This is a genomic window from Agrobacterium tumefaciens (assembly GCF_031801495.1).
GTDB lineage: Bacteria > Pseudomonadota > Alphaproteobacteria > Rhizobiales > Rhizobiaceae > Agrobacterium > Agrobacterium tumefaciens_K.
Genome location: NZ_JAOEGC010000002.1, coordinates 1,436,808 through 1,451,469, shown reverse-complemented (window position 1 = coordinate 1,451,469; position 14,662 = coordinate 1,436,808). Strand labels below are relative to the sequence as shown.

Here is a 14,662-nt window from a genome sequence, read left to right as displayed (position 1 = left end):
ATCTCCGTTCATAAAACAGCGAGGTGGCCTTCGTCCATCGCAACTGCCTCACTGACTGCAATTTGTGCCGGAGAAACATCACATTTCACCGCATAAGCCTCGACGCCGCGCTGCATGGCGCGCCTGAAGGCAACCGCGTAAACCGGATCCAGATCGCCGCAGATGCGCAAGCGGTCACAGTCGCTTCGCTGGATCAGATAGAGCATCACCGCCCGGTGACCGGCTTCAGCCGCATCGCCGAGTTCTTCAAGATGTTTTGCGCCGCGTTTGGTGGCCGTATCGGGAAATTCGGCAAGGCCAGGCTGGCGCATGAAATGCACATTCTTGACCTCGACATAGGCGTCGGGGCGATCAGGGGCTGAAAGCAGGAAATCGATGCGGGAGTTCCTGCCGTATTTCTGTTCGCGCCTCAGCGTCGTGTAACCGGTCAGCGGTTCGATGCGTCCGTTGAGGATCGCTTCCTCCGCCAGCCTGTTCGGCATGCCGGTATTGATGCCGACGACGGTTCCGTCCGCCTCGACCAGTTCCAGCATGTGCCGGTATTTGCGGGTCGGACTGTCGTGTTCGGACAGCCATATGCGGGAGCCGGGTGTTGTCAAACCACGCATGGAGCCGGTGTTGGGGCACGAGCCGGTAATAGCGGTGCCATCTTCCAGCACGGCATCGAAGAGAAACCGCTTGTAGCGGGCAATCAGGGTGGCGGGGATCAGGGGAGACGAAAACAGCATGGCGACTTATTGAGCTTCGGCGACGCGGATGGCAAGCGCATCCAGGATTTGCGAAAAATCATCCCAGAACATAGGTGCCAGGCGCATCACCGAGCACGGGCTTGCCCGTGTCACCCGGTGTTCTTGCCTTTACCTTCTGCCTGTCATGGCTTTCGATCCAGTTCTGCCAATGCACCCACCAGGAACCTTTGTGGGCCGTGGCTGATGCCTGCCAGTCGTCAAAGTCTCCGGACGGTGATGGTCCGGTCCAGTATTGATATTTTTCAAGCTCGGGCGGATTGACGACACCGGCAATATGACCGGAGGCGCCAAGTACGAAATCAACCGGTCCACCGAACAAAGCAGCGCCGGTGAAGACCGATCTTGCGGGTGCGATATGATCATCACGCGTCGCCAGATCATAGACCGGGATTTTCACGTCACCGAGATTGATACGCTTGCCGGCAACCGTCATCAGGCCCCGGGCAAGATTGTTCTTCAGGTAGCAGTTGTGCAGGTAGAAGGAGTGACTGGCGGCCGTCACACGGGTCGAGTCGGAATTCCAGTACAGCAGGTCGAAGGGCAACGGCTGCTCGCCGCGAAGGTAGTTGTCCACCACGTAGGGCCAGATGAGATCCGAGGCGCGCAGCATGTTGAAGACGGTCGCCATGATCGAGCCATCGAGATAACCGACCGCCTTCATGTGCTGGTCGAGTGCGGCAAGCTGGTTCTCGTCGATGAAGACCTTGAGGTCGCCAGCGTGCACGAAATCCGTCTGAGCCGCCAGAAGCGTGGCGGTGCGGATACGTTCGTCACCTTCCTGCGCATAAAGCGCCAGCGCCGAGGAGAGCAGGGTGCCGCCGACGCAATAGCCGATGGCGTTGACGTCCGTTTCGCCGGTTGCGCTTTCGATCGTATCGAGCGCGAATCCGATGCCCTCGCGGATGTAATGTTCCCAGCCCTTGTCCGCGAGGCGTGCGTCCGGATTGATCCAGGACACCATGAACACGCTGTGTCCCTGGTCGACACACCATTTGACGAAGGATTTCTGCGGGTTGAGATCGAGAATGTAGAACTTGTTGATCCACGGCGGGATGATGAGCAGCGGCCTTTTGAATGTCTCCTGCGTGTCCGGTGTGTAATGGATAATCTCGCAGAGCGGGCTGCGGGCGATGACCTTGCCGGGTGTGATGGCGATGTTCTGGCCGATGACGAACTTGCTGTAGTCGGTCTGGCGCAGTTTCAGGTGGCCGTTGCCGGCGGCGACATCTTCCGCCAGCTGCGCCATGCCCTTGACCAGATTGGCACCGCTTGTCGCCACCGTTTCGCGGAAGACCTGCGGATTGGTGAAGACGAAATTGGCGGGCGAGATCGCGTCCGTCATCTGCCGCATGTAGAAAAGCGCCTTTTCGCGGGTGTGGTCGTCCAGCCCTTCGGCTTCGTTGACCATTTTGTCGGCAAAGGCGACGGTTGTACGGTAGGTCTTCAGCAGGAAATCGAAAAACGGATTGGCGTGCCAGTCCTCATCGGCAAAACGCCGGTTGCCCCGGCCCGTGTTGCCGGGGGCCGGTTTTTCTTGTGCGTCTGGCGGCGTCGTGCCGGAAAACTGTGCGACTGATTTCGCCCACAGATCGTAATAGGTCGAAAGCAGATGGGTCTGGGCTTTCAGCGACCGTTTCGGCTCCGCCATCCAGTATTCCGCGACATCGGAGAGCGTTTTTACCAGATCGGTCATCGGGCTTGCGCCGTTTTGCGGAATGTCGCCGCGTTCACGCGGGGCGAGCCATTCGGATGCTGCCTTTCCCAGATTTTCCAGCGCCCGCGCAATGTTGAGCGCAAATTCCTGCGGGTCGCGGATCAGGTAGGCCTCGGCGCTTCTGGCATCGAAGCCGGACGCTTTTCCGTCCTTGTCCTCGCCTGTGCCATCAACGCCTGCCATGCACCCGTCCTTCCTGCACATTTTTGTTATCTTTGTGTTTGCACATTCTGCATGAAAACGAATACAAGTTCCACCAGCAGGGGTGAGGCGGTGAACGCCCCTTCACGTTGGAATTCGGTATCGGCAGATATCTCTAGAGGCGGAACATACGGATGGGCAAGCAGATGGGCAAGTACGGGAAATACATGGGAGGAATCGCTGTCCTGTCCCTTTCCGCCGTGGTGCTGGCCGCCTGCAAGGCGCCGGAGCCGATCGTCGCGCCAGAGCACATGCGCCGGCCAACGGCCGAAATCGTCGGTCCGCGACCGGTCAACAGTGATGCCGTCAGCCAGAAGCGTGATACCGGTAGCTATCCGACATTCAGCCAGCCCCTGACGGCCGCCGGCAGCCAGATGACCGATGACGAGGCGTCCAATATGGAAACCAGTCTCTCGCGTCTGGGCGCGGCCCGCCGCAACGGCCAGATTTCGGAAGCCGAATACAATCGCCGCGTGGCCGAACTGCGCGCCATTGCCGAAAACCAGAAGCCGGTTCCGACGCCTGCCGCTTCGCAGTAAGATCGACGCATTTTTCTGTTGATATCGTAGGTTTCTGCCGCACGAGTGGCGGCGGAACGGAGTCTCGCGTCTAGCCCCAAGGTGACGTTGCGCGCCTGACGTCAGTCTTTCCCAGCGCTATGTTTCGCAACGCCTTCTTTACCCTGTCGCTCAACCATCCGCTTACCCAACATCTTAAGCGGATGGATGCTGTTTGTCCGCTATGGTGTGGCCATAACAAACAGGCCGCCGAAAAAGCGGTGTTCAGGGTGAAATATCATGAAATGCATCGCCGCTCTGCTGGTTCTTGCCGGTTTTGCGCTGAATCCCGCGCAGGCGCGTGCGCCGCTTATCTACGGCGGCATGCACGCGTTTCAGGCACGTTGAGGCACGAGATCAGTCGTTGCCGGCCGCTTCGCTGAGCGCCTGAAGATCGGGGACCGTGATATGACGGTTGTTTTCGATGCGGATGATGCCGTCCTTGCGCAGCTTGGTCATCTGACGGCTGACGGTTTCGATGGTCAGGCCAAGGAAGTCGGCGATATCGGCGCGTGAAAGCGGCAGGTCGAAGCACGACTTGTCGTCGTTTTCCGGATCGATATGCGTGGCGATCATGTGAAGGAAGCTCGCCACCTTTTCCTGCGCCGATTTGCGGCCGAGGGTAAGCATCCAGTCACGCGCCTCGTCCAGTTCCTTGAGGGACTGATCGTGCAGCTTGCGTTCCATGCCGGGGACTTCGGCGGCCATACGATCGACCACACGGCGCGGGAAGAGGCAGATCTCCAGGTCGGTGGCGGCCTCGGCCGTCATCTTGCTTTCGGCCATGAAGGGGCGGCCAAGAAAATCCGGGGCGAATTGCAAGCCGACGATCTGCTGGCGACCGTCCGACATCATCTTGGAAAGTTTGACGACGCCCTTGAGGATGTTGCCGTAGGAGGTCACGAGCTCGCCCTGGCCGAGCAGCTCTATGCCGGCTTCGAGCTTCTTGCGGGTGGAATGGCGGTTCAGGTCACACAGCTGCTGCGGGGTCAACACGCTGCAAAGTCCGCCATGACGCGCCTCGCAGGAGCGGCAGACCACCGGTTCTTCCGAATTGTGGATGGTTTTCTGCAGCGTATCCATAAGCCGATGTTTCCCGTGATGGCTTTGCAAACGTCAAACCGTGCGTGCAAAAAGTGCGTTGTTTCGGGCTGCTGTCCATCGTCGCCGCCCCTCAACGAATTTGCATAGAACTTAAGTCGCTATTTGATTGAAGTCAAAGTTGCAAACTGTCGCAGCCGCTACTCAAGGGAATGAAATCGACATTTTCTTGATAAAAGGCAAGAACGAACATGACGGGCGAACTTCTCAGAAAATATTCGGGTGCCGTGCCGCGTTACACGAGCTATCCGACCGCACCGCATTTTCATGAGGGAATCACATCAGAAACCTATGCGGACTGGCTTGGGACACTCGGGCGAACGAACCGGCTGTCGCTTTATCTGCACATTCCCTACTGCGATCGGCTTTGCTGGTTCTGCGCATGCCACACGAAGCATACGCTGAAATACGAGCCGATCGCCGCTTATGTGGAGGCGCTGAAACGCGAGATTGCCGCTATTGGGGATCGCGTATCGCCCGATGCGGTGGTCAGCGCCGTGCATATCGGCGGCGGCTCGCCGACGATGCTGAAGCCCGAAGACATGATCGGGCTGATGGACTGTCTGAAACAGCACTTCACCTTTGGCATCGAACCGGAAGTCAGCATCGAGATGGACCCGAACGACCTGGACGAGGCGCGTTACGACGCGCTGGCCGCCATCGGCATGACGCGGGCCAGCCTTGGGGTGCAGGACTTCGATGAACAGGTCCAGAGGACGATCAACCGCATCCAGACCTTCGAGCAGACGCGTTCCGTTGTGGAGTCGGTGCGGGTGCGGGGCGTCAACTCGGTCAATTGCGACATTCTTTATGGCCTGCCTTATCAGACACTTGAGACGCTGGAGCGGACCGTCGACCAGATCGTTTCCCTCGATCCTGACCGCATTGCCCTGTTCGGGTATGCGCATGTACCGTGGATGAAGAAGCACCAGACGATGATACCGGAGGACGCGCTACCGGATGTCATGGAGCGGTATCGCCAGATGATGCTCGCGGCTGACCTGCTCCTGCAGGCGGGATACAAGGCAATCGGAATCGATCATTTCGCCAAGCCGGACGATACGCTGGCGAGGGCTGCGGAGGGGGGGGGTCTGCGGCGGAACTTTCAGGGATATACAACGGATACGGCGGACGCGCTGATCGGGCTTGGCGCATCGTCCATCGGCAAGTTGCCGCAGGGTTATGTGCAGAACACGGTGGCGACAGGAGAATACCAGCGGATCGTGGGTGAGGGAGGGCTATGCGTCGCTAAGGGTATCGCCCTTTCCGATGACGACCGGGTTCGCGCTTCTGCCATAGAGCGCATCATGTGCGAGTTCAGGCTCGATCTTGTCGATCTGAAAAATGCCTTCGGGCGGGCGAGCCATGCGGTGATCGTGGAGGCGCAGCTTTTTGCCGCAGCCGACCGGGACGGTCTTGTTGTGCTCGACGGCGACGTTTTCAGCCTGACGGATATCGGCAAGCCTTTTGCCAGAAGCGTTGCGGCAACCTTTGACAGTTATCTGGGAAGCGGGCGAGGGCGCCATTCGGTTGCTGTTTAGGCAACAGTTTTGCGCCAAATTCGACTGTCACCTCACGAAACCATTGGCTTTTTCACACGACTTGCCTATGTGGAGCGTCAGAAAAGAAATTTTATACAACGACAATAAGGATTATGGGCGTGACAGCTACATTCGACAAGGTTGCCGACATTATCGCTGAAACCAGCGAAATCGACCGCGAAACCATTACGCCGGAGAGCCACACGATCGACGATCTGGGTATCGACAGCCTCGACTTCCTCGATATCGTTTTCGCGATCGACAAGGAATTCGGCATCAAGATTCCGCTCGAGCAGTGGACGCAGGAAGTCAACGAGGGCAAGGTTTCCACGGAAGAATATTTCGTGCTGAAGAACCTCTGCGCCAAGATCGACGAACTGCGCGCAGCCAAGGGCTGATTGCTTTAGATGCCCGCTTCGGCGGGCATTTTTCTTGTTGGACGCCACGCTTGCGGGGCCAGAACCAACCGACCAGAGACAGGCCGGACGAATGTTGCTTGAATATTTCCAGATGATCGACAAGGTCGAAGCCGTGAACATGGCGACGCGCACGCTCAAGGCGCAGTCTGTCGTTCCGGATCAAAGCCCGGTTTTCGAAGGCCACTTCCCTGGCATGCCGCTGGTTCCGGGTGTGCTTCTGATCGAAACCATGGCGCAGGCCTCCGGCATGCTGGTTCTGGCGTTCAGCGATTTCGCGGCGATGCCGTTCCTGATGTCGGTTGACGGCGCCAAGATGCGTACCTTCGTGGAGCCCGGCGCGGTCCTCGATATCGAGGCGGTGCTGGAGCACGACGGTTCGGGGTTTGCTGTGACCAAGGCGAAGATCACGTCCGGCGGCAAGAAGGTCTGTGATGCGCAACTCAAGCTGCGTACCATGCCGTTCAGCGAAATTCCGCTCGGTCCCATTGTCAAGAAGAGGGCCGAGGAAGTTGGCCTGATGGCGGCGATTGCGGCGGACACCTCGGCCTGATCCCCGCGGCGTACTCACCTTAAACGACGAAAAGTCATGCATTGCGGCGGGTCTTGCAGCCTTCGCCATTGCAAAGCCGCATCGCGCGCATTATTCCGCATGGCAAGTGCGGTCATTTGGCCGCTTTGGAAAGCTGGCCTGTTTCCATTCCGTTACGGGCAAGCGACGAAGGATGACGGATTATGAAGTCTGACAATGATGTGGTGATTACCGGGGTCGGTATCGTGACCTGTCATGGTGTTGGTGTAGACGCCCATATTGCATTGCTTTCCGCCGGTTCCGCGCCGGACGCGATTGTCGAAACCGAAAAATTTGCGCCATACCCGATCCATCCGCTGCCGGAAATCGACTGGTCTACCCAGATCGGCCGCAAGGATCAGCGCCAGATGGAAAACTGGCAGCGTCTTGGCGTATATGCCGCCGGCGTCGCACTGGATGATGCGGGCCTGAAGGAAGACGCAGACGCCTGCGGCACCATGGACATGATCGTGGCCGCCGGTGGCGGTGAGCGCGATATCAATGTCGATACGCAGATCGTCGACGAAGGTTTGAAGCGCAACGACCGTGAAGTCATGCTCAATGAAAAGCTGACGACGGAACTGCGCCCGACGCTGTTCCTGGCGCAGCTTTCAAACCTGATGGCCGGCAACATTTCCATTGTGCACAAGGTCACGGGTTCGTCGCGCACCTTCATGGGCGAAGAGGCGGCAGGCATTTCCGCCGTCGAGACGGCGTTCCATCGCATCCGCTCCGGCGAATCCACCCACGCTCTGGTGGGCGGCGCGTTTTCCGCCGAGCGCCCCGACATGATCCTGCTGTTCGAAGCCATCGGCGCACATGCGCAGGGTGACTGGCAGCCGCTGTGGTCGCGTTCGCAGGCCGCAGGCGGCGGCATCGTCATCGGTTCCCTCGGTGCATTCCTCGTTCTGGAATCGCGCAAACGCGCCACCGAGCGCGGTGCGCGCATCTATGCCCGTATCGACGCCATCGAAGGTGATCGCGGCAGTCGTGACGAGGGGCGTATGGAGAAGCGTCTCGAGCGGATGCTGGCTCCCGCCACTGACAGCGCGTCGACGGTCGTTTTCTCAGGCGCCAGCGGCTACGACGCCGTGACGGCACGCGAGAAGGATGTTCTGGAAAAGGTTCTGCCGCAGGCTGTTATCCGCGGTTTCGGTGGTGTCACCGGTCACGGACTTGAGGCGCAGTTCCCGCTCGGGCTGGCGCTCGCCGCGCTGACGCTCGAAAGCGGCGCCCAGGTTCCGGTATTCGATGCGAAGGCTGAAAAGGCAATGGCGCAGTCCGCCAGCGAAGCGGTCGTGACGACCGTCGGTCATGTACGCGGCGAAGGTGTCGCCGTGCTGTCGCGCGACGTTTGAGGAGTGAAGGTATGACTTCCAGTTTCAAGGATCATCTCGGTCGCCCGATCGTCGCCGTTACCGGCATGGGCATCATCACGTCGCTGGGGCAGGGCCTTCAGGATAACTGGGCGGCTTTGACCTCCGGCAAGTCGGGCATTCATGCGATCACCCGTTTCCCGACCGACAAGCTTTCGACCCGCATCAGCGGCACGGTCGATTTCATCGATATTCCCGTGCCGAATTCGGTCGAGCGTTCCTACGCCTTTGCCCGTGAAACGACCATCGAAGCGCTGGCGCAGGCCAGTATCTCCGGTGATTTTGAAGGCCCGCTGTTTCTGGCCGCGCCTCCCATCGAGCCGGAATGGAGCGCCCGATTCGAGCTTGGCGACCGTTCTCCGCCCGCAGCAAAACCGGGCGACGCCTATGACCGGTTCATGGCGGCTCTGCGTCAGCGTCCGGACCCGGCGTTTCAGGAAGCGGCCCTGTTCGGCGCGATTTCCGAGCGTCTTTCCGACCGCTTCGGCACACGCGGTTTGCCGGTTACGCTTTCGACGGCCTGTGCTTCCGGCGCCACGGCCATTCAGCTTGGTGTCGAGGCGATCCGTCAGGGCCGCACTGACCGTGCACTGACCGTTGCGACCGACGGTTCGGTGAGCGCCGAGGCACTGATCCGCTTTTCGCTTCTGTCGGCTCTCTCGACACAGAACGACCCGCCCGAAAAGGCATCCAAGCCGTTCAGCAAGGATCGCGACGGTTTCGTGATCGCCGAAGGCGCCGCGACCCTCGTTCTGGAATCGCTCGAGGCCGCCGTTGCCCGTGGCGCAAAGGTTCTGGGCATCATCAAGGGCGCAGGCGAAAAGGCCGACAGCTTCCACCGCACCCGGTCTTCGCCGGATGGCGGCCCGGCAATCGCGACGATCCGCGCAGCGCTTGCAGACGCAGGTGTTGCTGAAAGCGATATCGGCTACATCAACGCGCATGGCACGTCGACGCCGGAAAACGACAAGATGGAATACGGTTCCATGCTGGCGGTTTTCGGGGAGGGGCTCAAGGACATTCCGCTTTCATCCAACAAGTCGATGATCGGCCACACGCTGACGGCAGCAGGTGCCGTGGAAGCCGTGTTCTCGTTGCAGACGATGCTGACGGGAACGCTGCCTCCGACGATCAACTACACCAATCCCGACCCGGCCATCGTGCTCGACGTGGTGCCGAATGTGAAACGCGACGCCCAGGTCAACGCCGTGCTGTCCAATTCCTTCGGATTCGGCGGACAGAACGCAAGCCTTGTCATGACGCGGGAACCGGCTTAATCGGTTCCCCAACTTCAAACGATATAACGCCGAATGGCGAAGGACTTTTATTATGCGCGCTCTTCAACTCGTCGATGACCGTAAGCTTGAAAAAGTGGACCTGCCGGAACCCGAAGCACCGGCTGCCGGTGAGGTGACGCTGCGCGTCAAGGCCGTCGCGCTGAACCACATCGACGTCTGGGGCTGGCGCGGCATGGCGTTTGCCAAGCGGAAGATGCCGCTTACCATCGGCGCCGAGGCATCCGGCGTGGTCGAGGCCATCGGCCCCGGCGTGTCCAACGTCCTTCCCGGCCAGCTCGTGTCTATCTACGGCGCGCGCATCTGTGGCCGCTGCCATCACTGCGTGGCCGGTCGTGACAATCTGTGCGAGAACGTCGAAGGCGTGCATGGTTTCCATCTGGACGGCTTTGCGCAGGAAAAGATCAACATTCCGGCCCGTCAGCTCGTTCTTGCGCCTCCGGGCGTGGACGGCGTTGCGGCTGCACTTGCACCGGTGACTTTCGGAACCGTGGAACACATGCTGTTCGACAACGCCAAACTCCAGCCGGGCGAAACGATCCTCGTTCACGCAGGCGGTTCCGGTATCGGCACGGCGGCGATCCAGCTTGCCAAGCGGATGGGCTGCACCGTCATCACCACCGTCGGCTCCGACGACAAGATCGAGCGCGCCAAGGCGCTTGGTGCCGATCACGTCATCAACTACCGCGTCGACCGCTTTGAGGGCGTCGTGCGCAAGCTGACGAAAAAGAAGGGCGTCGACGTCGTTTTCGAACATGTCGGCAAGGACACCTGGGCAGGTTCCATGTTCTCGCTGAAGCGTGGCGGACGTCTCGTGACCTGCGGTTCCACCTCGGGCGTTTCGACCGATATCAACCTGATGATGCTCTTCCAGCAGCAGCTGAAGCTGCTCGGCTCCTTCGGATGCCGCATGGAGAACATGGCAAACGCCATGCAGAAGATGGCGCGTGGCATCGTTCATCCTGTGATCGACACCGAAGTGACGTTCGATGACATCGACCGGGCCCTGGAGCGTATGGAAACCCGTCAGGTCTTCGGCAAAATCGTCCTCAGGATGGACTGAAGCCCGTGAAGATGTTCATTACGCGCATCGTCCTGAAGCTGGAGCACTTCCGGCTGTGGCTGATAGCGACACTGGCCTTCGGCTTTCTTAATCTGCTGAAACTTTTTCCCGCCGATGCGGGGATCAATGCGGCAGACAGGCTTGCGCGCTGGGTGGGCCCGAAAACCGGGCGCCACCGGCTGATGCTCTACAATCTGGCACGGGCCTTCCCGGAGAAGACCGATGAAGAGCGGGCTGCGATCGCCATGGACAGCTGGGGCAACATGGGCCGCCTTGCGGCGGAATACGTCTTCCTCGACCGCCTGTTCGATTTCGATCCGGAAAACGAGACGCCAGGCCGCATCGAGGTGGTGGGTATCCCGTCATTCCTCGAACTGCGTGACAACCCGCGTCCTTTCATCGTTTTTACCGCCCATACCGGCAATTTCGAATTGCTGCCGGTCGCCGGTTCGGCCTTCGGGCTGGAGGTGACGGTTCTGTTCCGACCGCCGAATAACCCGTATGTTGCGGAAAAAGTTTTCAATTTCCGCAAGGAGCGCATGGGGAACCTCGTGCCGTCGCATGCGGGCTCGTCATTCGCGCTGGCACGCCAGCTGGAAAAAGGCGGCGGCGTCGGCGTTCTCGTCGATCAGAAATTTGCAAAGGGGCTGCCGACCGAGTTTTTCGGCCTCGAGGTCCGCACCAATCCGTTGCTCGCCAAGCTTGTGCGGCAGTTCGGCTGCGATGTCTATCCTGCGCGCTGCGTGCGTTTGCCGGGTAATCGCTATCGTCTCGAGATCGAGCCCAAGATCGCGGTTCCGCGCGATGCAAAAGGTAACGTCGATGTCCAGGCAACCGCCCAGATGCTGAACGACAAGGTGGAGAGCTGGGTACGCGAATATCCGGGGCAATGGCTCTGGTATCACGACCGCTGGAACATCAAGCGTGACGTGCCGGCCGAATAGGCGTTTGGCCGGTCTGTCTTGTATGATTTTTTGACAAATACCAATTTTCCGTGAGGTTCGCCGGTTGCGGCGAACCTGATTTTTTGCTCGTGGATTATCGAAATTGAAACAACCGCCGAGGCTGTGATATTTTGGCTGATATTCTGAATGGCGTTCTCGTATCTCGTTACGGCATTTTTAAAGGACCGGCTGATATAACGAGGAGAACAGGGTATATGCGTTCGGTTTGAGAATGGGCTTTTGCCCGTTCAGGGAGAGTCGGGTTGAAAGATTTGATCGAGCTGTTCTGGCTGCGCTACACGGAACTGCAATCTGCTGTCGGCAACAACGAAGCCAACAAGATTGCTGTGCTGGAGCGCGAACTGGAGCAGCTTCTTGACAGGATCGCCGGGCGTCAGACGGAGAGTTCTGAAGAGATACGCGAACAGTTCCGTTTTGCGATTGACCTTCTTAACCACGAGGCTGAAGACCTTGGTTGCGTGCAGCGCAACTCCGAAATCCTCAGAACGCTGGTGGATCGCTACGTTGGCCTGTCGCGGGTGAAATCGAAGTCAAAGGGCGACGATGAGGGCGACACGAGCAGCTTCGAGTGGCAGCACCGTCATCTCATTTTCGATGAAGACATGATGTCCGATCTCGGGGAACCCGTTGTTGTCGTGTCTCCCGGCTACAGGGTTGCCTATGCAAACGGGCTCGATTCGTTCCAGCGCAACGCGCCCGAAGGGCTTGTCGGTTGTCATATCGCGGAACTCGTCGGTGTCCATCGTTTCCAGAACGATCTGCGCGAAAAGCTCGATAACTGCTTCAAGGGCGATGGGTCTAAATACACCTATGCCGAAGATTCGAACGGCCATACCGTCGTGAAGTCGCTGCAGATGTCGCCGTGCTATTCGTCGTCCTACAAGCTGGTTGGTGCCATGGTGGTCATACGCGAAATCGCCGACCGCAGACGCCGCGCCATGGCTTGAAGAGCTCGCCTCTCAACCTGAAAAAATCGTCCTGAACATTGCCGCAACGGAATAGGCGGATGACGTGTCCATCATCAGCCTTGCTGCCATGGCGATGCATGAACACACCAGCAGCGGCCGGATGATCTTCGCGCCATTCTTCATGGCGAAGCGCGAGCCGATCTGCGCACCGATGAACTGGCCGATGCCCATGGCGAGGCCGAGTTTCCACATAACCGCGCCACCCAGCGCAAACACGACAAACCCGCCGACATTCGATCCCAGATTGAGAAGCTTGGTATGGGCGGTTGCCTTCAGCATGCCGAAGCCAGCGAGCGCGACAAAAGCAAGCATGTAGAACGATCCGGCGCCTGGCCCGAACACGCCATCGTAAAAGCCGACCAGTGGTGCCACCACCACGCCGAAGATAAACGGCGTGATGCGCCGATGGCTGTCGATATCACTGAGGTTCGGCTTGAACGCGAAATACACAGCGATTGCGATCAACAGAAACGGCATGATTGCACGAAGGACGTCAGACGGTACGTAGGACGCGGTGACAGCCCCCAGTACTCCACCGAGGAAGGCCATGAACGCCATGGGAAACTGTTGTCTGAGGTCCACGTATCCACGACGGGCATAGGCGATGGTCGCCGAGGCGGAGCCGAACTGGCCCTGCAGTTTGTTCGTCCCGAGCGCATCCAGCGGCGGGATGCCCATGATGAGCATGGCCGGAATGGTGATGAGGCCGCCGCCGCCTGCGATTGAATCGATGAACCCCGCAAAAACGGCAACAAGAATGAGGATGAGGAAAACGTGGAGGGCGATGTCTTGCACTGAAGAAGTCCGGAATTCGGGCGGGCGGGAGGAGGTTTCTTCTTTTCACCTAAATGACCCCCGTGCAACGGTTTTATAACGGCAGTGGCATCGATATTCGGAACCTACCCGGCTTGCAGAGGCGTCGCTTATGGCTATGGTGCGAGGCGCGCCGCCGGACGGTTCCGGCCGTGCTGGAATTCTGGAGCAGGACGACAATGCATAAAGTGATTTTCGATACGGACCCCGGTGTGGACGATGCCATGGCGTTGCTGTTCCTGCATCGCCATCCCGATATTGACCTCATCGGCGTGACGACGGTTTTCGGCAACGCGCCGATCGATATCACGACGCGCAACGCCCTTTTCCTCAAAAGGGAATGGCAGATGAACGCTCCGGTGGCCAAAGGTGCCGGCGTGACCTTCGACCCGACCCGGCCTGAGCGCCACTGGCCGACGTTCATTCATGGCGAGAACGGCCTTGGCGATATCGATATTCCCGAAACCATCGACCTTCCGCTTGATCCTCGTCCGGCGCATGATTTCATCATCGAAACGGTGAAGGCCAATCCCGGCGAGGTAACGCTGATCGCCGTCGGACGCATGACCAACCTTGCACTCGCGCTGCGTCAGGAGCCGGACTTCGCCGCGCTTGTGAAAGACGTCATCATCATGGGCGGCGCGTTCGACATGAACGGCAACGTTTCACCCGCGGCGGAAGCCAACATTCACGGCGATCCGGAAGCAGCCGACCTGGTTTTCACCGCCCCCTGGCGCGTCACGGTCGTTGGCCTCGACGTGACCACGAAAACGGTCATGACGAGCGCGTTTCTCGACGATATGGCGAAGGAAGGCGGCAAGCCCGTTCAGCTTCTTTCCGATCTGTCGCAGTTCTACATCGATTTCTACAAGACCCGCACGGGTGACGGCATGGTGGTGCATGACAGCTGCGCCTGCGTCTACCTCGTTGCTCCTGAGCTGTTCCAGACCCGAAGCGGTCCTATCCGTGTCGTCTGCGGCGGTATTGCCGATGGTCAGACCATTCAGAAGCCGGACGGACGTGGTTTCCCGCCGGGCCACTGGGATGGGCATCCGAGCCAGCTCATCTGCACCGATATCGAGCCGGAACGCGTGCTTGATCTCATCAGGACGGTCATCGTTCGTGGCGAGCGCGGCTGAGGCTTTAAACGTCGGTTCGAGGCCCGTCGTGACGATTTCGCGTGTCGCGGAATAAAAGTTGAATCGTTGCGACGGCCTTGCGCATGGCCTGCCTTGCATTTTCCAAGAATCTGGCGTTATGCAGGTTCTTCGATTTTCCATCTATGTCCATGTGGCTCGCATCGGCGGATAGCGCCGGTACCACTCGGGCAGG

The 14,662-nt window shown here is 59.2% G+C and carries 14 protein-coding genes; 10 read left to right on the top strand and 4 right to left on the bottom strand.

The window, feature by feature from the left end; genetic code table 11:
* Positions 1-8: 8 nt before the first annotated feature.
* Entirely contained in the window at positions 9-728 is a 720-nt protein-coding gene (sfsA, locus tag N7578_RS16485; protein WP_311111352.1) for a DNA/RNA nuclease SfsA, read from the bottom strand.
* Between the two features lie 58 nt (positions 729-786).
* A complete protein-coding gene (locus N7578_RS16480) occupies positions 787-2,646 on the bottom strand; it encodes a class I poly(R)-hydroxyalkanoic acid synthase (RefSeq protein ID WP_311111351.1) in 1,860 nt (619 codons plus the stop codon).
* A gap of 152 nt (positions 2,647-2,798) precedes the next feature.
* Between N7578_RS16480 and N7578_RS16475 the strand changes: the two genes are divergently transcribed.
* Positions 2,799-3,203 (top strand): hypothetical protein, encoded by a 405-nt coding sequence (locus N7578_RS16475; RefSeq protein ID WP_311111350.1) that lies wholly within the window; start codon positions 2,799-2,801, stop codon positions 3,201-3,203.
* Between the two features lie 375 nt (positions 3,204-3,578).
* Here the strand turns inward: N7578_RS16475 and fnrN are convergent, their stop codons facing one another.
* Positions 3,579-4,304, bottom strand: coding sequence for a transcriptional regulator FnrN (gene fnrN, locus N7578_RS16470; protein ID WP_311111349.1), 726 nt, complete (start codon positions 4,302-4,304; stop codon positions 3,579-3,581).
* Between the two features lie 209 nt (positions 4,305-4,513).
* Here fnrN and hemN point away from each other — a divergent pair, with 209 nt between their 5' ends.
* The 8 genes from hemN (at position 4,514) to N7578_RS16430 (ending at position 12,496) form a co-directional block, all read left to right on the top strand.
* Positions 4,514-5,863 (top strand): oxygen-independent coproporphyrinogen III oxidase, encoded by a 1,350-nt coding sequence (gene hemN / locus N7578_RS16465; RefSeq protein WP_311111348.1) that lies wholly within the window; start codon positions 4,514-4,516, stop codon positions 5,861-5,863.
* Positions 5,864-5,976: 113 nt separating this feature from the next.
* Complete coding sequence (locus N7578_RS16460) at positions 5,977-6,261, top strand: acyl carrier protein (RefSeq protein ID WP_003495848.1); 285 nt, start codon at positions 5,977-5,979, stop codon at positions 6,259-6,261.
* Between the two features lie 91 nt (positions 6,262-6,352).
* The gene (locus tag N7578_RS16455; RefSeq protein WP_311111347.1) at positions 6,353-6,832 is read left to right on the top strand and encodes a 3-hydroxyacyl-ACP dehydratase FabZ family protein; all 480 of its coding nucleotides are present in this window, start codon (positions 6,353-6,355) and stop codon (positions 6,830-6,832) included.
* A gap of 179 nt (positions 6,833-7,011) precedes the next feature.
* Complete coding sequence (locus N7578_RS16450) at positions 7,012-8,208, top strand: beta-ketoacyl-ACP synthase (protein ID WP_311112536.1); 1,197 nt, start codon at positions 7,012-7,014, stop codon at positions 8,206-8,208.
* 11 nt (positions 8,209-8,219) lie between these two features.
* A complete protein-coding gene (locus N7578_RS16445) occupies positions 8,220-9,503 on the top strand; it encodes a beta-ketoacyl-ACP synthase (RefSeq protein WP_311111346.1) in 1,284 nt (427 codons plus the stop codon).
* Positions 9,504-9,555: 52 nt separating this feature from the next.
* On the top strand, positions 9,556-10,584 hold the full coding sequence (locus tag N7578_RS16440) for a zinc-binding dehydrogenase (RefSeq protein WP_311111345.1): 1,029 nt from the start codon (positions 9,556-9,558) through the stop codon (positions 10,582-10,584).
* Positions 10,585-10,595: 11 nt separating this feature from the next.
* A complete protein-coding gene (locus tag N7578_RS16435) occupies positions 10,596-11,528 on the top strand; it encodes a lipid A biosynthesis lauroyl acyltransferase (RefSeq protein WP_311112535.1) in 933 nt (310 codons plus the stop codon).
* Positions 11,529-11,791: 263 nt separating this feature from the next.
* The gene (locus tag N7578_RS16430; RefSeq protein WP_311111344.1) at positions 11,792-12,496 is read left to right on the top strand and encodes a hypothetical protein; all 705 of its coding nucleotides are present in this window, start codon (positions 11,792-11,794) and stop codon (positions 12,494-12,496) included.
* A 12-nt stretch (positions 12,497-12,508) separates the two neighbouring features.
* Here the strand turns inward: N7578_RS16430 and N7578_RS16425 are convergent, their stop codons facing one another.
* The gene (locus N7578_RS16425) at positions 12,509-13,312 is read right to left on the bottom strand and encodes a TSUP family transporter (protein ID WP_311111343.1); all 804 of its coding nucleotides are present in this window, start codon (positions 13,310-13,312) and stop codon (positions 12,509-12,511) included.
* A 197-nt stretch (positions 13,313-13,509) separates the two neighbouring features.
* On the opposite strand from N7578_RS16425, the gene N7578_RS16420 reads away from it, so the two are divergent.
* Positions 13,510-14,469 (top strand): nucleoside hydrolase, encoded by a 960-nt coding sequence (locus N7578_RS16420; RefSeq protein ID WP_311111342.1) that lies wholly within the window; start codon positions 13,510-13,512, stop codon positions 14,467-14,469.
* Positions 14,470-14,662: the final 193 nt, after the last annotated feature.